This is a genomic window from Parapedobacter koreensis, assembly GCF_900109365.1.
In the GTDB taxonomy this organism is placed as follows: domain Bacteria; phylum Bacteroidota; class Bacteroidia; order Sphingobacteriales; family Sphingobacteriaceae; genus Parapedobacter; species Parapedobacter koreensis.
In genome coordinates, this window is record NZ_FNZR01000006.1 from 333,306 (window position 1) to 352,254 (window position 18,949).

13 protein-coding genes are annotated in these 18,949 nt (G+C 46.7%); all 13 read left to right on the forward strand.

The window, feature by feature from the left end; genetic code table 11:
- Positions 1 to 151 precede the first annotated feature (151 nt).
- The 13 genes from BMW65_RS16005 (at position 152) to BMW65_RS16065 (ending at position 18,653) form a co-directional block, all read left to right on the forward strand.
- The gene (locus tag BMW65_RS16005) at positions 152 to 736 is read left to right on the forward strand and encodes an RNA polymerase sigma factor (RefSeq protein ID WP_090606864.1); all 585 of its coding nucleotides are present in this window, start codon (positions 152 to 154) and stop codon (positions 734 to 736) included.
- Between the two features lie 186 nt (positions 737 to 922).
- Positions 923 to 2,092, forward strand: coding sequence for a FecR family protein (locus BMW65_RS16010; RefSeq protein ID WP_090606866.1), 1,170 nt, complete (start codon positions 923 to 925; stop codon positions 2,090 to 2,092).
- Between the two features lie 191 nt (positions 2,093 to 2,283).
- Positions 2,284 to 5,745 carry a TonB-dependent receptor gene (locus BMW65_RS16015; protein ID WP_218145432.1) on the forward strand — a complete coding sequence of 1,154 codons (3,462 nt, stop codon included), beginning with the start codon at positions 2,284 to 2,286 and terminating at the stop codon, positions 5,743 to 5,745.
- Positions 5,746 to 5,758: 13 nt separating this feature from the next.
- Complete coding sequence (locus BMW65_RS16020; protein ID WP_090606868.1) at positions 5,759 to 7,519, forward strand: RagB/SusD family nutrient uptake outer membrane protein; 1,761 nt, start codon at positions 5,759 to 5,761, stop codon at positions 7,517 to 7,519.
- A gap of 79 nt (positions 7,520 to 7,598) precedes the next feature.
- On the forward strand, positions 7,599 to 8,561 hold the full coding sequence (locus BMW65_RS16025; protein ID WP_090606869.1) for a sugar phosphate isomerase/epimerase family protein: 963 nt from the start codon (positions 7,599 to 7,601) through the stop codon (positions 8,559 to 8,561).
- Between the two features lie 78 nt (positions 8,562 to 8,639).
- The gene (locus tag BMW65_RS16030; protein ID WP_090606871.1) at positions 8,640 to 9,851 is read left to right on the forward strand and encodes a nucleoside permease; all 1,212 of its coding nucleotides are present in this window, start codon (positions 8,640 to 8,642) and stop codon (positions 9,849 to 9,851) included.
- Positions 9,844 to 10,377, forward strand: coding sequence for a gluconate 2-dehydrogenase subunit 3 family protein (locus BMW65_RS16035; RefSeq protein ID WP_090606872.1), 534 nt, complete (start codon positions 9,844 to 9,846; stop codon positions 10,375 to 10,377). Before BMW65_RS16030 ends, BMW65_RS16035 begins: the two co-directional genes overlap by 8 nt.
- 35 nt (positions 10,378 to 10,412) lie before the next feature.
- Positions 10,413 to 12,110 carry a GMC oxidoreductase gene (locus BMW65_RS16040; protein WP_090606874.1) on the forward strand — a complete coding sequence of 566 codons (1,698 nt, stop codon included), beginning with the start codon at positions 10,413 to 10,415 and terminating at the stop codon, positions 12,108 to 12,110.
- Positions 12,107 to 13,207 (forward strand): Gfo/Idh/MocA family protein, encoded by a 1,101-nt coding sequence (locus tag BMW65_RS16045; RefSeq protein ID WP_090606875.1) that lies wholly within the window; start codon positions 12,107 to 12,109, stop codon positions 13,205 to 13,207. The genes BMW65_RS16040 and BMW65_RS16045 overlap by 4 nt, the downstream gene beginning before the upstream one ends.
- A gap of 33 nt (positions 13,208 to 13,240) precedes the next feature.
- Positions 13,241 to 14,341 (forward strand): alpha/beta hydrolase family protein, encoded by a 1,101-nt coding sequence (locus BMW65_RS16050; protein WP_218145433.1) that lies wholly within the window; start codon positions 13,241 to 13,243, stop codon positions 14,339 to 14,341.
- 108 nt (positions 14,342 to 14,449) lie between these two features.
- Entirely contained in the window at positions 14,450 to 16,273 is a 1,824-nt protein-coding gene (locus BMW65_RS16055) for an N-acetylmuramoyl-L-alanine amidase (RefSeq protein ID WP_090606877.1), read from the forward strand.
- 39 nt (positions 16,274 to 16,312) lie between these two features.
- Positions 16,313 to 17,659 (forward strand): deoxyguanosinetriphosphate triphosphohydrolase, encoded by a 1,347-nt coding sequence (locus BMW65_RS16060; RefSeq protein WP_090606878.1) that lies wholly within the window; start codon positions 16,313 to 16,315, stop codon positions 17,657 to 17,659.
- A 4-nt stretch (positions 17,660 to 17,663) separates the two neighbouring features.
- Positions 17,664 to 18,653 carry a hypothetical protein gene (locus tag BMW65_RS16065; protein ID WP_090606880.1) on the forward strand — a complete coding sequence of 330 codons (990 nt, stop codon included), beginning with the start codon at positions 17,664 to 17,666 and terminating at the stop codon, positions 18,651 to 18,653.
- The last annotated feature ends 296 nt before the right edge of the window (positions 18,654 to 18,949 follow it).

Sequence of the window (18,949 nt, forward strand, 5' to 3'; positions counted from 1 at the left end):
TTTTTTAAATTTATTAAGCAGATTGGCAAGGAAATTAATCTTTCTTTTTTTTTAGTTATAAAAAATTGTAGTTTTACCGGACAATTTTTTGTCCCGCGACCAATTATAGCTCAGGCAATTTAGCTGAATTGAGGTTTTTTTTATTGAAGAGATGGATGAAACATCACTGTTGAACGGCTTGATTGCCGGAGACAAACGCGCTTTTTCAATGCTTTTCGGTATGTACTGGAAGGAGCTTTATGTCTATGTTATCCGTTTGGTCAAGGATAAAGAAGAGAGTATTGATATTGTGCAAGATACGTTTACGTCGCTGTGGCAGCAGCGTGAACAATTGGCCGAGGTCAAATCGTTGAAGGGCTATATCTATGCTGTGGTGCATCATAAGGCTATCCAATTTATTAAAAGTAGCATACGGCACCGGGATTATGTTGTTGCCATGGCCAATTATTTTCCAGAACCACACCATTCTCTGGAAGAAGAGCTGGATGCGCATGATTTGGCGGCATTTATTAATGCTGAAATTGAAAACCTGCCGCCTCGGATGCGTGAAGTGTTTCTTTTAAGCAGGAATGAACGGCTTTCTTACAAAGAAATTGCTGTTAAGCTATCAATTGCTGAAAATACAGTGAGAAAACAGGTTAGTTTTTCTATCAAGTACCTAAGAATGAAAATAAATGAAGCGTATTTTTCTGCGGGTATTGCTGTGTTTGCAATTATTAAAGCTTTCTTTGGTTAAAATTCCTTTATTTTTTTTGGTTTTCTTGCTGCGCATACAATCGAAGCTGTCTTTTGTTTGGCTATCGCGCGGCTTTTATTGAATTTTTTTTCGCTGAAAAAGAGCATTTTGCGTTTTTTTGTTTTTTTACAATACTACTTTTTGATGAGTTGATACACTTAGCGACTGTAATCCGGTGATATAACCATGGAAAGAAAAGAAGCCAACGATTTGATAAGACGGTACCTTCGGGGCGATTGCACGGAAGAGGAACGCCAGCTTCTTTACCTGTGGCTCACCAAGCAGGTTGCTCAGGAAGAATGGGCCTGGCAACCGGGGGAGGAGGCGGAAGTAGAACGTCGGCTGAGGTTCCAGTTAAGGAATCTGTTGGAATCGCCGCAATCGGAATTGACGCTGTCTTCGAGAAGGACAAGTTTTTCGTTGCGTGCATTGGCTGGTGTGGCCGCTGTGTTACTCTTGTCGTTGGCGGGTTTGGGGATTTGGTATTTCCCTCATCCTCCGATACCGACGACGGGGGCTGTTGCAATACAACAACGGGAACCTGTGAGCTTTCAAACCCACACCGCATTGACCATTCATGCGGATGGAAAGGATTACTTAATAGACAGCCTGCCTGTGGGGAGCGAAACCCATATTGGGCAAGTTGTCGTGAAAAAGACATCAGCAAACAGCTTGAGCTACAGTGGATCGTTGGGCGATACGGCTTTGTCGCCAATCCTTGCCAAGCATACGCTTTTTGTTCCCAAGGGAAGGGATTTCAATATCACGCTTCCTGACGGATCGGATGTGTGGCTTAACACCGAGTCGGCTTTGGAGTTTCCAACGCGTTTTACTGGTGGTGAGCGCCGTGTAACGATTTCGGGGGAGGCGTTTTTTGAAGTTGCATCCGACAAAAAGAATCCGTTTATCGTTGCTGCAAATGATGCAGAAGTCATTGCCACAGGCACCCAATTCAACGTCAAGGCCTATCGTGATGAGAAGGCGATGTACGCGACGTTAGTGGAAGGCGTAATCACCATGGCTACCCCGGGGGAATCACTGATGATGGCACCCAGCCAACAGGCTGTAAGTGAGGTGGGGGTAATGGGCATACAAGTGCACCCCATCAATGTGGCCAATATTATCGCCAAGAAGAACGGCTATTTTGCTTTTTATAAACAAGATATCACCAGTATCATGAAAGAAGTATCTCGGTGGTATGATGTGGAAGTTTATTTTCAGGGGGAGGTTTCACTACGGCTTTTCGGGGGGACATTTTCGAGAAAGCGTACGTTGAGTGAGTTGTTGGAATATTTTGAGTCTATCGGCAACTTTAAATTTAAACAAAAAGGAAGGAGGATTATCGTTATGTCGTGACATCAACTAACTAAAAAACCAGAAGTGCTCGAACACTTCCGGTTCATCATATCCAGCGGCAAACGCTGTGATTAGGTCAATCAATTGCGGAAACAATTTTTAACAAACCTAATATGCAAATGTATAACATTTTTGCTGCCCGAGCAAGAGGCAGTAGTAACTCTCTTTCCCTAACTAGACTTTTGATAACCATGAAGCTATGTATTGCACTGATGCTTATAGCGGTATTTCAAGTCAAAGCGACAGTATACGGTCAAAACGCGACCATTCAAGCCAGAAATGTTTCACTGGTGTGGATTTTTGAAGAATTAAAAAAGCAAACAGATTATGATTTCTTGTATGCATTCGACGACCTCAGCGAAAGTAAGCCGCTCACGGTCAACTTCAAAAATGCGCCCATCACAAAGATTCTGGATGCCGTCTTTGCGAATCAACCTTTGTCTTACCGCATTAAAAAGTCGATGGTACTGGTCACACGCAAGCAATTGCAAATGGCAGTAGCGACTTCCCTCCAGGATTCTACAAAACAAATCTCTGGAACCGTCACTGACGAGACCGGGAATGCCCTAACGGGTGCCTCGGTATCCATACAAGGTGGCGGAGGCAATGGTACCTATACGGATCAAAGTGGACGATTTTCACTGACCGTCCCGCAAAAGGCATCATTGCTCGTTTCGTATGTGGGCTACGAAACGAAAATAGTACCTCTTGATCAACGTACGACCTATGCGATTACGCTCACGGAAGGAGCCAGTGTGTTGGAAGAAGTCGTTGTGGTGGGTTATTCTACCCAAACTAAGAAAGAAATTACCGGTTCGGTGGCTATCGTGGATGTAGAAGACATGAAAAATGTCCCCGCAGGAACTGGCGAGCAGATGCTACAAGGAAGGGCCTCAGGTTTGAACGTGACGACTTCCGGTAGTCCTGGCTCGGCAAGCAACATCCGGATTCGGGGTATTACATCGTTTGGCAACAACAGCCCGTTGGTGATCATCGATGGTGTACAGGGCGAGCTGACAGATATCAATTCGAACGATATTGAGTCTATCCAAGTACTGAAAGATGCCGGTGCTGCAGCGATATATGGGGTACGGGGTTCAAACGGTGTGATTGTAGTAACCACCAAAAAAGGAAAAGCAGGTGCCGCCAAAATTAATTATGATGGTTACTTTGGTATCCAGACGCCGCCGGGTGGCAATGTTTACAACTTGTTAAACACCCAAGAGATGGCCGATGTAACGTGGAAGGCGCTCATCAATTCAGGTCAAGTGGATGCCAATGGTAATCCCAATCACGTGCAATATGGTAATGGACCGACTCCTGTGATACCGGACTATATCCTTGTGGGTACAAATACCGGTGTGGTAGGTAGCCTGACCGAAGAACAATTGGCCAGTTACAATGTCGACTATAGCAGGGGCGGCATCTATCAGATTATCCCCGCAAATAAACAAGGAACAAATTGGTTCGATGAAATATTCGACCCGGCTCCCATACAGAGCCACACCGTATCAGCTTCCAGTGCTAACAACAAATCATCCTACTTTTTCTCTGCTGGATATTTCAATCAACAGGGAACGATGATTGATTCTTACTTAAAGCGGTATAGCGTGCGCGCCAATACGTCGTTCAACGTCAAGGATAATATTCGTGTCGGCGAAAACCTGTATCTCTTTACACGGGATAATCCGAGCTCCTACAGCGGCGTGCAGAACACTTCTGACACGGGCAACCCGTTGATGTTGTCTTTCTTGATGCAGCCCATCATTCCTGTATTTGACTTGATGGGCAACTATGCAGGCACACGGGCCAGGGGGTTGGGACAAAGCCCCAGTCCTTATGCGGTGGCCAAACGTAACGGTGGGTATTACAATAATTCGTGGAGCGCCCAGGGGAATATTTTCGCAGAGGTTGATTTCCTCAAGCACTTCAACTTCAGGACCTCATTCGGCGGGTTCGTGAGGAGCGGCAATACGAACAACTTTCAGCGTCGTACGTATGAAGACGCCGAAAATAATTCGATCAATTCTTACACCGAAGGTTCAAGCTTTACACAACAATGGACATTCACTAATACCCTTCAATATAGCCAGAAATTCGGGCTCCATTCGGTAAAGGTACTGGCTGGTTTAGAAGCGGTTGAAAATTCAGGTCGTTCGCTGGGAGGCAGTTCTGCCGGATATTTCAGCGATGATCCCAGTTATGTGACCTTAAGCTCAGGTTCTGGCAACTTCACGAGCCGCAGCAGCATGTCTGAATATACCCTGTATTCACAGTTTGGCAAAGTCGATTATAATTTCGACGACAAGTACATTGTGGGAGCGACACTTCGCCGTGACGGATCCTCTCGCTTTAGCGAACAAAATCGTTGGGGATTATTCCCGGCATTTTCTGCGGGTTGGCGCGCATCCGAAGAAAGCTTCTTGGAAGCGGCAAGTTGGCTGGACAACTTGATGATCCGTGGAAGCTGGGGTATTTTAGGGAACCAACTTAATGTGGATCCGAGCAATGCCTATACGCAATATAACAGTGCCGTGGGCGGTAGTTTAAATTCATATTATGACATTGGCGGATCAGGGTCAAGCCCACTACAAGGATTCAGGCTCAGCCGGATCGGTAACTTGGCTACCGGATGGGAAGAAGATAGGTTGTCCAATATTGGGTTGGACATGACCGTGTTGAATTCCAAACTTGATTTTTCCGTTGAATATTACCAAAAGCGGATTAACGGGTTACTTTTTGAAGACCAATCGCCTGCGACGGCTGGTGGCGCTTCGTTACCCACGGTAAATATCGGAAATATCGAAAATAAGGGGGTTGACTTCAATGCGAATTATCACGGAACAGCCGGTGAGTTTAAATTTGATTTAGGGCTGAATGTGACCCGTTATAAAAGTAATGTAGTCGATTTGCCAAATACTTATTTTGATTCCGGCTCGACGCGTACGGGTAATTTTGTAAGGAACCAAGTGGGACATCCCGTTGGTGCATTTTTCGGCTATCAAATTGAACGCCTTTTCCGCGATACGGATGATGTGGCTAATTCGCCTACGCAGGATGCCGCAGGTCCCGGTCGGTTTAAATATGCTGATATTACAGGTGATGATCGGATTTCTACCGCAGACCGTACGTTCATTGGTGATCCGAATCCGGATTTTACCTACGGACTGAATGTGAACGCTAACTATAAACAATTTGGGTTGACCATGTTCTTTTACGGATCGCAAGGGAATGAAGCAGTAAACTACCAACGGTGGTGGACGGACTTTTTCCCGTCGTTGCAGGGCGTGAAAAGCAAAGACCTGTTGTATAACTCGTGGCGTCCAGATAACCTGGATGCAAAAACACCCATTATCGAGAATCAGTCGAACTTTAGTAACAACGCAGTTCCTAACTCCTATTATATTGAGAATGCTTCCTTCTTGAAGCTCAAGAACATCATGTTCAGCTATACGTTTGGCGGAAACCAATTGGCACGGGTAGGGATCAATCAATTGCGGATTTATTTGCAGGCTGCGAATCTTTTCACGATTACGAAATATACAGGATTGGATCCGGAACTTGGTGGTACGGAAAGTGCATTTGGTATCGATTACGGGAATTATCCGAACAATCAGCGTAATTATAACTTGGGTGTAAGTTTCACATTTTAAGGAATTGATTGACATGAAAAGACTAATTTTAAAGATAACGGCATACAGCATGAGTGTGGTCACACTCGTAGGCGCGAACTCATGCAGCGATAACTTTTTGAAGGTCGATCCCTTGGGGACGTTGAGCGACCAGACATTGGCTAACGCCGCCGGGGCAGAAGGACTACTCATAGGCGCATACTCGCTGTTGGATAAAGTAGGTGGAGCGGGAAGTGGTAATGGTATTTCGAGCTCCAATTGGGTGTTTGGAAGTATTGCCGGCGGTGACGCGCATAAAGGATCTACACTGGGGGATGTTCCGGATATTGTATCCGTAGAAACGTTTGCTTCGAATGCTGCTGTCGGGTTGTTCAACAGTGAATGGCGGGTCTTGTATGACGCGATACAGCGGTCTAACGAAGTGCTTCGTATTCTGGAGTTGGTGAATGACATGACGCCCGAAGAAAAGGCACAAAAGGCTGCAGAAGCCCGTTTTTTACGGGGGCATTTCCATTTCGAAGCCAAGAAAAAATGGAATAATGTGCCTTATCTGGATGAGAGCATCAATTACAACAATGGCAACTTGAATGTACCCAATACGGAAGATATTTGGCCAAAAATAGAAGCTGATTTTGCCTTCGCAGCGGAAAATCTTCCGGCTACACAGTCGGCAATAGGCAGGGCCAATAGCTGGGCAGCCAAAGCTTATTTGGCCAAAACCTATCTTTACCAGCACAAATACCCGGAGGCTAAGCCGTTGTTCGACGATATTATTGCGAACGGCACGAATCCGTTGGGTGTTAAATATGACCTCGTCAATTTCCACGACAATTTTAACGCAGAGCGGTCCAATAATGCAGAAACGGTATTTGCGGTACAGTTTTCTGTAAATGACGGCTCGAACGGGCAAAATGGAAACCGCGGTGACCGGCTCAATGGCCCTTACAACTGGGGGCCCGCAGGAGGCAGCGGCTTTTTCCAACCTTCGCAAAGTTTGGTTAACTCATTCCGCGTAGACGAAAAAGGGCTTCCTTATTTGGATGATTTCAACGCGGTGGACGTTAAAAACGATCAAGGGATACCCTCCACTACGCCATTCACACCTGATGAAACCGCACTCGATCCGCGCTTGGATTGGACTGTCGGACGCCGTGGTGTCCCTTACCTGGATTGGGGAATACATCCGGGACAGGCGGCTGTGCGTGAGCAATCGACCGGCGGACCGTATGCTACAATAAAAACGGTATACTACAAAGGCCAGGAAGGCGTATATTCTGACGCTACGGCACTTTACGGAATCTATACGACCATTAGCTATAAAGTGATCCGGTTTGCCGATGTGTTGTTAATGGCTGCTGAAGTGGAAGTGGAATTGGGCAATTTGCAGAGAGCTACTGATTTGGTGAACCAGGTGCGGGGGCGGATGAGCGATCCCGCAACTTGGGTGCACGGGTATATTGACAATAATACACCTGGATTGGGCTTTTCGGATGTTCCAGCAGCCAATTATAAAATTGGACTATATCCCACTGCATTTCCTAATCCCGAATATGCACGGAAGGCTGTGCGGTTCGAACGGAAGTTGGAATTGGCTATGGAAGGACATCGCTTCTTTGATCTCGTGCGATACGGCACCGTTGCGGATGAGCTGACCGCCTATTGGCAGAAGGAAAAGGCAGTTCACACCTATCTTGGATCGGCCGTTTTTCAAACCGGTAAACACGAATATTATCCGATTCCACAAGCTCAAATCGATTTGAGTTTAGGGACATTGACACCGAATCCCAATTATTAAATTTATATGAATATCAAGGAGCATTCTTTAGTTGCTTGGTTTTCTTTTAGTTAACAAAAAACAAGTAAAATTCAAAAAAATGGAAAATTCAACATCGTTATCACGCCGTTCCTGGTTGAAAAACGCTGCCGTCATCGGAGCCTCAGCAGTAGCTGCGCCCAGCTTAATTGCTAAAGCAGACAGCAAGGCCTCCAAAGCAGCACCTTATTCTCCTCCTATACGGTTTGCGGTATCTACGTATTCTTACTGGCATTTCGAAAAAGTAAAATACCCGATTGAGAAAGTTATCGAAAATGCTTCCAAATTGGGTTTTGACGGGGTGGAAATCCTGCACAGGCAAATGGAAAGCGAGGAAGTCTCTTACATGAACAAATTGAAGCGCCTTGCTTTTGACGCTGGATTGGCTTTGCCGATGCTTTCGATCCACCAGAGCTTTGTACAACCTGATGTGGAACGTCGTAACCGGGATATCGCACACACCAAACGTTGTATCGGACTGGCCGTTCAATTGGGTATTCCATGTATCCGGATGAATACCGGTAGCTGGGGGACTGGTCGTTCTGCTCCTGATTATTACAAAACGGGAAAAGAGACGCCGCTTCCAGGCTATACCGATGAGGACGCGATTAAATGGTGTATCGATGGATTGGGAGAATGCCTCGTGGATGCGGAGAAAGCGGGTGTAATACTGGCTATTGAAAACCACTGGGGTCTTTCTTCGAATATCGACTACCTTGAACGTATCTATACGGCGCTTAAGGATTCTCCTGCCATGGGACTTAACTTGGATACCGGAAACTACGTAGGTGATCCGTATCCGCAGTTTGAGCGGTTGGTAGGCGTTGCCGATATCATTCAAGCGAAGACGTATTATGGCGGTGGCCACTATTACGATTTGGAACTTGACTACCCACGTATGGGTAAGATTGCGCGTGATAAGGGCTTCAAAGGCTATGTGTCATTGGAGATGGAAGGTAAGGAAAATCCGGATATCGCCGTGCCCAAAAGCTTAGAAGTGTTGCGCAACGCATTCAATGGATAAGAAGGGAAGAATAGAAGGAAGCCATGATAAGGCTTCCTTCTGTTTATGGATGATTCGCATACATTTTTAATTGCTACTATGGATATTTTTCTTCGGTTGAGGTTGTCGTCAATGATGTTTCTGCAATATTTTGTATGGGGCATGTGGTATGTAACAATGGGTACGTTCATGATGGCCCATCTTAAGGCAGGGGCTGTGGATGTGGGGAGTGCTTATGCAACCTTTTCCATCGGGGCTATCATTTCGCCCTTTTTTGTTGGATTAGTGGCCGACCGTTTTTTTCCTTCCCAGCGCGTCTTGGGGGTATTGCACATCGCTGGGGCTATCGTGCTTTTCTTTGTTGGGAAGGTTACGGAGTTATCTATGTTCTGGTGGTTGATTTTATTGTATACACTCCTTTACACGCCTACCATTTCGCTTGCCAATTCCATTTCCTTCCGGCAAATGGAGAATCCGGGGAAACAGTTTCCCGCAGTACGGGTATTGGGTACCATCGGGTGGATTGTTTCCGGTCTGCTCATTGGTTACCTGGAACTGGATAGTTCGGCGCTTATTTTTCATATCGCAGCAATTGCTTCTGTATTGCTTGGGGTGCTTAGCTTTATGCTGCCGCATACGCCGCCAAATCGGACGAATCAAGCCTCCTGGAAATCGCTGTTGGGACTTGATGCATTGGTGTTGTTTAAAAACCGCGCTTTCTTGCTGTTTTTTATCTTATCCATACTGATTTGCATTCCGCTGACATTTTATTACAATTTTGCTAATCCTTTTTTAAACGATATTGGGGTGTCCAATGCTGCCGGAAAAATGACACTCGGACAGGCATCGGAGGCATTGTTTATGCTGCTTATTCCGTTTCTTTTCGTAAAACTGGGTGTTAAGCGGATGTTGACGTTGGCTTTGATCTGTTGGATATTGCGTTATGTTTTCTTCGCCTTTGGCGATGCAGATAACACCATGTGGATGCTTTTGGTCGGTATCGCGTTACACGGTGCTTGCTACGATTTCTTTTTTGTCACCGGACAAATCTATACCGAAAATGTGGCGGGTGGGCAGATCAAGAATGCAGCACAAGGACTGATTACATTTGCGACATATGGAATCGGGATGTTTTTAGGTTCCTATATTTCGGGATACCTTACGGAAAGATACGTCATCGTGGGTGATAACCATACGACTTACAATTGGGAGAGTGTCTGGTTAATTCCTGCATATATATCGGTAGCACTGCTTGTGCTATTAGTGTTATTTTTCAACGACAAGAAAAAAAGACAACAGTCATATGAATAGAAGACAAGCGATCAAGGGTGTAGCGGTACTTATTGGAGGTACGGCTGCCATTTCTACTTTCGGGCTGATGACACAATCATGTTCCGGAGAAAATAAAGAAACGTCGGCGTTCAGTGATGCCGACCGGGAGTTGATGGACACGGTTTGTGATACATTGATTCCAGAAACGGATATTCCGGGAGCAAAAGCTGCCGGAGTTGGCCCATTTGTGCTGATGATGCTGGAAGACTGCCATAGTGTGGAAGATAGGGAACTGGTATCCGTGGGATTATCAACTGTGGAAAAGGAAGCCAAACAACAACACGGCAAATCGTTCAACAAATTGGCAGCGGAGGATCGGGAAAAGCTGTTAAAAACGTTTGAAGGTGATAGGGCCCCATTTCTCGGTTTGATTAAACGGCTGGCTAATCAAGGGTACTATACATCCGAAATCGGCGCTACACAAGCGCTGGTAATGGACTTTACACCGGGTGACTATCAGGCTTGCGTGCCGTTGCAGGAAGGCCAGCGCGCTTGGGCAATGTAAAGGTGGTAGACAAACACTAACTAAACATAAAAAAGATGAACCTGAATATTAGGGCCGAACAAGGAAATACCTATGATGCCATAGTCGTTGGATCGGGTATTAGTGGAGGATGGTCGGCGAAAGAACTGACCGAAAAAGGATTGAAAGTGCTGATGCTTGAGCGCGGACGCAATATCGAGCATATCAAGGACTATGAAAATACGTTGAAACAGCCTTGGGAATTTAAACACCGAGGTGAGTTGACCAACGAACAGGTGAGAACCCACCCTGTACAGACGCGTCATGGCCATTACAACGAGTACAACGAAAGTTTCTGGGTGAACGACGAAGAAAACCCTTATGTAGAGGTTAAACGGTTTGATTGGTTCAGGGGCTATCAGGTGGGTGGACGATCGCTGATGTGGGGGAGGGGATGTTTGCGGATGGGCGAAGTGGACTTCGAAGCCAATGCCAAGGAAGGAATAGGAGTGCCTTGGCCTATCCGTTATCAGGATATTGCCCCCTGGTATGATTACGTGGAGCGTTTTGCAGGCATCAGCGGGCAGGCAGAAGGGTTGCCCCAGTGTCCTGACGGCGTCTTTTTGCCTCCCATGGAAATGAACTGTGTGGAAAAAGAAGTCAAGAAACGGATTGAGACTCACTACAATCGTGATCGGGTGCTAACGATTTTCCGTATGGCCAACCTGACCGTACCGCATAATGGCCGCGGGAAGTGCCAGAATCGTAACCTTTGTGCCCGGGGTTGTCCTTACGGGGCGTATTTCAGCACGCAGTCCGCTACGTTGCCCGCTGCCGTGGCTACGGGCAACTTAACATTGCGTCCGTTTTCGGTGGTGAGTGAAATCATCTATGACAAGGAAACCAAAAAAGCGAAGGGTGTCCGTGTCATCGATACCCAAACATTGGAGACCACGGAATATTATGCGAAGATCATTTTCCTGAATGCATCGACATTGGGAAGCACCTATATTCTAATGAATTCCGTTTCGGATGCTTTCCCCGAAGGAATGGGAAATGGAAGTGGGCAATTGGGCCACAACTTAATGGATCACCACTTTCGGGTGGGCGCATCCGGTACGTATGAGGGCTTCGAAGACGTCTATTATTCTGGTAGGAGACCTGCAGCTGTATATGTGCCCCGGTATCGCAATTTAGGGAACGAAAAGCGGGATTATTTGCGGGGATTTGGGATGTCTGGCAGTGCGAGTCGCTCCGGATGGCAAAAGAACATAGCCGAATTGAGCTATGCAGGGGAAATCGAGGAGCGCACAAAACCCGGAGAGTGGCGTATGGGGCTTGCAGGATGGGGCGAGACGCTTCCATACTACGAAAACCGGGTGTGGCTGGATCATTCCAAAAAAGATAAATGGGGGTTGCCCCTGCTTACCATCGATGCGGAGTTTAAAGAGAATGAGTTAAAAATGCGCATCGATATGAAGAATGATGCTGCTGAGATGCTGGAAGTGGCGGGTTTAAAAAACATAAGCAGCTACGATCGACTCTCACATCCTGGGGCGTGTATCCACGAAATGGGCACAGCCCGTATGGGAAATGATCCGAAGACTTCGGTGCTGAATAAATGGAACCAGTTGCATGAGGTACCCAATGTGTTCGTCACGGACGGTGCGTGTATGACCTCGACGGGAAACCAGAACCCCTCGCTTACTTACATGGCGCTCACTGCACGGGCATGTGATTACGCTGTCAGTGCTTTAAAGAAAGGAGATTTATGACCCAGCACGATCGTGCACCGCTTCGCATACTTGTAGTGGGCTGTGGAAATATGGGGGCCTCACATGCCCAGGCCTACCACGAAATGGATGGTTTTCAGATCTGCGGCCTGGTTTCGCCGGGGAAAAGCAAAGACGCGCTTAATGAGGCGCTGGGCGGCGGCTATACCTTATATGGTGACTACGGGGAGGCATTGGAGCACACCAAACCCGATGCTGTCTGTATCGCTACATATCCAGATACCCATGAGACTTATGCCATCGCTGCTTTTGAGGCGGGGTGTCATGTGTTTATCGAAAAGCCGCTTGCGGATACGGTTGAGGGCGCATTGCGTGTAAAGGAGGCTGCTAAGGCAAGTGGCAAAAAGTTGGTAGTGGGTTATATCTTAAGGCACCACCCTTCCTGGATGCGGTTTATTGTGGAAGCCCGCCATTTGGGTGGTCCGTTGGTCATGCGGATGAACTTAAACCAGCAGAGCCATGGTGCCATGTGGGATACGCACCGTAATTTGATGAAGAGCCTCAGTCCCATTGTGGATTGTGGCGTGCATTATATCGATGTCATGTGCCAGATGGTTGCCGGAGTGCCGACGCAAGTAAGCGCGATAGGTGCGCGACTTACGGACGATATCGCCGAGTCCAATTATAATTATGGCCAGTTGCAACTGCGGTTTTCCGACGGCTCGGTAGGCTGGTATGAGGCCGGTTGGGGGCCGATGATCAGCGAGACGGCCTATTTTGTGAAGGACGTCATCGGACCAAAAGGCTCGGTTTCGATTGTGGCAGCTGAAGCGCAGCAGGATGGAAAATCAGATTCGGTGGCATCGCATACCAAGACAGAACGTTTGCGGTTGCACCACGCAGCTTTAGATGGTACCAATGAGTTTTTGGAACCGGACGAATGGATCAGTATGGAGGATGAGCCTGACCATCAGGAATTGTGTAATCGTGAGCAAGCATTTTTTCTTAAGGCGATAGCTGAAGATTTGGATCTTTCCAATGCTACGGATGACGCCATCAATAGCCTGCGTATTGCATTTGCGTGTGATGAATCGGTACGCACAGGGCGGGTTGTGCAATTGCCTCCCATGAACGTATAGGAATTTTTGTATCTAATACTTTATTATTTAGTCATGTTTACTACCCTTTTTCTCCGCCGGATGCGGGGGGCATTTTTAGGTGCTATGCTCATGGTATCCCATGTGGCGATGGCGCAACAAGCGGATCAGTCCTACCAGCGATTGCAAGGCCAGTTCGAAAATCTGCAGCACCAGTTTCAGCAATTGAACAAGGTTATTGACGACTTGAATTGGATGATCGGACTAGATGATTTTGCGTACATGGACAAAGTGCAACTGACGGGACCACCACCTGCGGTGGAACGGAATCCGACCGGACAAGGAGCCGGCAACCCGTTGAAATTCATGGCGTATGTATTCATTCCTAAACCCTTCAACCCCGATGAGAAATACCCATTATTGGTACTGCCTCATGATGGTGTACATGGAAATTTCAGAACGGCTTATGCTCATATCATTAAGGAGCTGATGGTGCAAGGATATGTGGTAGTAGCTCCAGAGTATCGTGGTAGCAGCGGATACGGCAGGGGGTTTTACCAGCAGATTGATTATGGCGGATTGGAGAATGAGGACGTACGGGTGAGTAAAGATTTCATGTTGGATCACTATGGTTTCATCGATAAGAATAGAGTTGGGATAATGGGCTGGAGCCATGGCGGAATGATTACGTTGATGAATTTGTTTAACTTTCCTAAGGACTATAAAGTTGGCTTTGCCGGCGTGCCAGTAAGTGACCTTATTGCTCGTATGGGGTATAAGAATGATGGCTATCGGGAGCTGTATTCAGCCGATTATCACTTGGGCAAAAGTGCAGACCAGAACGTAGCGGAATACCGGAAGCGTTCGCCGGTATGGAATACGGATAAATTGGAAGCTCCCTTGTTTGTACACGCCAATACCAACGATGAAGATGTGAATGTGTTGGAAGTGGAACATTTGATCAAATCACTTCGGGCTGAAGGGAAATCATTTGAGTATGAAATATTTGAAAACATGCCGGGAGGCCATGTGTTTGATAGGTTGGACACCAAAGTGGCTGTGGAAATCCGATTGAAAATCTATCAATTTTTAGGCAAGTATCTGAAACCCAATCACCCATATACGGATTCGGCTTCGCTTTTGAAAGCCAGTTATTACCCCGTGCCGACGCATTAAAGCCATTTATATGATGGAAATGAACATGCCATTTATGTAACGTTTCTATTTTTAAGCGGCGCGAGCATACAAGATAGTCCGATTTTTTTTATTCTTGCTTAGCCAAAAATGAATCTCCGAAGGCACATGATGTTGGTGCGGGGAGGGTGGAATGCGCAAAGGATTAAAAGAGTCATGGTTTATCTTTCATTATTTCGCCTGGGAACAGGTTTCGTTGCGGTATTAGTGTTGATTACCGCTTGGCCGGTGGCATTAATCGCTCAGCCGGTGCCAAGATTAAAAGTTGCCTTCCCCACTTCGGATAGCACGATAGTGGCGGAAGGCACTGTTTATTTCAAAGGACGAGCCGATACTACGGGCACGCTTTTCCTTAATGGTGATGCGGTGAAAATATACAGTACCGGTATTTTCGTTTCACCCCTGCACTTGGTGGAGGGAATCAATGAATTACAAATTGATCATGTCATCGAATCGGACACGTTACATAAGCGGATGGTGGTGGTTTATAAAAAGCCTTTGCCTCCGCAGCCTACGACGGGGTTTGCCATCGAATATGTGCGCCTATCCGCCGCCGGCGATTTGTGGTTGCAACCCGGTGATTTGCTGCAGGTTGAAATGAAGGCCTCGCCGGGAATGAGCGCGACATTTTATAAGGACATTCCGCTTTTTGAAGTAGATACGGCGGAAACGCAGGTCGCTGGGATCTATCGTGGTGAATACATTATCCAATCGTCGGATAGTTTACTGGATCAGCATATCCAGTTTTCCCTATTCGATGAGTCCCGAAAGACGGTGTCAACGAACAGCCGCCAGCGGGTGAGGGTATTGAACCAGCCCTATGCACTGACGGGACTAACCACAGCCAATGATGTTCCACTGTTTTATGGATTAGGGGCCGATCGGTTAGGAGGGGCTAAGATGGGTTACCTGGATAGTCTGGTGAAGCTAGAAATAACAGGCAAGATGAACGATATGTATCGGGTAAGACTTTCCGAGCATGTGCAGGCCTATGTGCCGGTGAATCTTGTCCGCTTACAGCAGGGGGCTCATTTCCGGCCTTACTCGCTTACGGGGAGTTGGACCGTATCTTCGGATAGCACGAATGATTTCGTACGCATCGGGTTGAGCGAACGGCTGCCCTACACGGCGGCTGTGCAGCAAGAGCCTACCCGTATCGTAGTAGACATTTATGGTGCGGTGTCCAATAGCAATTGGATTACGCAGAAGGATGGCCTCATCGCCATCGAAAATGTATGGTATGAGCAGGTCAGCAAGGACGTTTTCCGCGTATATATTGAGACGAAGAAGCCGCAACTCTGGGGATATGAGGTGAGGTATAGCGGCACACAGCTCGTCATCCGCGTAAAATCGCAACCCACAACACTGGATCTCCGACGTCTTCGTGTAGCCGTGGATGCGGGTCATGGGGGAAGTAATGTTGGCGCGGTGGGCATGACAGGTGTATTGGAGAAGGACCTCAACCTATCCATGGCGTTGAAATTAAAATCGGCCCTGGAGAGGGCTGGCACTACGGTGATCATGACGCGCGAAGCAGATAAGTCAGTCAATAATGGCGACCGATTGAAATGGCTCAACGCACAGCATCCTGATTTATTGATAAGTATCCATTGTAACGCCTCGGTAAACCCACTAGTACAGGGTACGTCCACGTATTATCGCCATCAGGCTTACCGGTCCTTGTCGAAACACATCCTTGCCAAGATGAGGAAACTGGAACTAGCAGATTTCGGTAACGTAGGCGGCTTTAACTTTATGCTCAACTCGCCGACAGAATTTCCCTCGGCATTGGTGGAGGTGGCCTTTCTGTCCAATCCGGCCGATGAAGAACGGTTGTTAAACACGGGATTTCACGATGAGGTGGCCGAACGCATTGTGGATGGATTGCTGGAATTTTTGGAAGCAGCGCGTTGACGGGTTCATTTTTTTTACCTTTGCCTGCACATGGACGTAATGAATTGGAAACAACTGCTCTCTGCCAAACGGTGGGGATATGAATCCCGCCAAGTGGATGATCAGCATGATGCACGGTCTGAGTTTCAGCGGGATTATGATCGGCTGATTTTCTCGTCTCCATTCCGCAGACTTCAAAATAAAACTCAGGTATTCCCATTGCCGGGCAGTGTATTTGTGCATAACAGGCTTACGCATAGTTTGGAAGTAGCAAGCGTGGGGCGATCATTGGGTCGAATTTTCTACAATGAAATGCGTAAGGCAATGCCGAAGATAGATAGCGAGCTTCCGTATTTGCAGGAAGTGGGCAATATCATTTCTGCGGCCTGCCTGTCTCATGATTTGGGAAATCCTGCGTTCGGGCACTCCGGCGAAGCGGCCATTTCCAACTATTTTACGGATGGATTGGGTGCATCATTCCAGGAGCAGGTTACGGTGGCGGAATGGGCGGATCTCACCCATTTTGAAGGCAATGCTAATGCGTTGCGTATACTTACCCACCCTTTCGCGGGTAAAGATGCGCATGGCTTTGCGCTCACTTATAGTACGCTGGCGGCCATTGTAAAATATCCATGTGCTGCCATCGACGGACATGATAAGGAGGTGCATCACCGTAAAAAATATGGTTTTTTCAAATCTGAACAGGCTGTATTTGAAAAGATAGCCGTGGAATTGGGTTTAACTAAAGATACCGACGTGCAAACGGGCTATAAACGGCACCCGTTGGTCTATTTGGTGGAGGCAGCGGACGATATCTGCTACAACATCATCGATTTGGAAGATGCACATCGGCTTGGCATCTTGCCATACGAACAGGTGGAGCGTCTACTGCTGCCAGTGTGCCGTGATGAACAGCTGAAAGCGCGCTTAAAGAAACTGACGGATTTTGACAGTCGGACAAGCTTGCTACGAGCTAAGGCGATAAACACATTGATTATGTCTTGTGCGGAAGTCTTCACTGAAAGCCAGGATGCCCTATTAAGCGGGCAGTTTGCTAAACCGCTCATGGAGGCGGTAGACGCTGATTTAGTGGATGCGATGGATGCTATCGAACAGATATCGGTAGAAAAAATCTACAATGCTCAGTCGGTCGTTCAAATTGAAGTGGCGGGCTATAAGGTTATGAATGGTCTGTTGGAAGAATTTATTCCCGCTTACCTTAAGCAGCAGAAAACAAAATATGACACGAAGCTGCTGGCATTGATGCCCAAACAGTTTCATGCCCAACAGCAGGATACGTATTCCAAAATCCGATCGGTACTCGATTTTGTTTCGGGAATGACGGATCTCTATGCCGTGGAGCTTTACCGAAAAATAAAAGGAATATCATTCCCCTCATTGGATTAATAGGATGTCTACGCATATATACAACCCTTTTAGCGATTTTAGGTTTGATAACCAAACTTGCTTTTTAAGCGGGCAGCCGCTCCGATCGGCAGATGAACAAATACAGGTGTTCCCACATTGGCTCATGCGCAGGTTTGATTTGGAAGATAAACCTTTTAAGTTGCTTGATGAAAGTATCCGCACCTATAAGCAATTGCAATTGCCATGTGCGACGGTGGTAGCCGAACGGATTGCCGAATTGGATAGGCAGGTGGAGCAAGCTTTTGACAGCGGATACCGCGTAGTGAAGGATTTGGACAGCGTGCTATTATTTCAGTGGGTAGCTAAGCTGGTGTATGGTGTTGTCTTTAATGAGATACAAGCGGGGATACGCCAGCAACTGCTTAGCGGAGAGGCTATGAACTTTTCACAGGTGCTGGCACATAAATTTAAGAATTTGCATTTGATGTTGCAGTCGCTAATTATGCCCATGCAATTCGATGGTGCTACGCCTTTCTCCGTTGTGGTTGCCCATGTGGATAATCCCCAGGACACTTTTAGTTACCGCGATGAAATCAATACGTTGGTATATTCCCTCAGGATGAATGACTTTGGCCTCATCGTATGCCTGCAAGATAACGGTACGAATAACATCTATCATGGGGAATACCTTGAAAAAGTAAACGAACAGGTGCTGCATCCTATCCAGTTTGAAGAGTTATGTGCGCGGTATTTTTATTCTGCGTATCTATTTAGCCGTTTACCAGAATATACCATTCTGCCAACTCCTGACAGGGTGTATGTGGAGCCAATGCCATTGGCTGATATGAGCATGAGGCCGATGTTTGATCATTGGCAGATAAAAACCTTTGGGCAGGTGCTTGAGAATTTTTGGAAACCTTGGGGCTATTCATTGTTTGAAATTATCAAAAACCCTGAACACCCGATGTCCTTTCTATTGGATGATCGAGGCGATTTTATCCCAGCAAATACGATTTCGCTGGCGAAGGAGTAAGATTGTGGGATAGATGCTAACTTAATTTTTTTATTTTTTTGGTATTAATTTGTAAAAATGGTTACCTTTGATGCCCTGCTTTTTTGAAAAGTAAGGTGCTGTTCATTGAAGTAAAAATTGGTCAAAAGCGAATCGTGCTGATTTCCAGGTAGTGAAATTTTTTTAATAGATTTTGCGAAAAAATATTTTGGATATCAGAAAAACTATTCTACTTTTGCAGCCCGCAACGGGGGGACGGTTAGTGTTCCTGTCGGTTGGGATAGTTTTTTGAAGGGATACGGGTAGGTTTTTTGCGC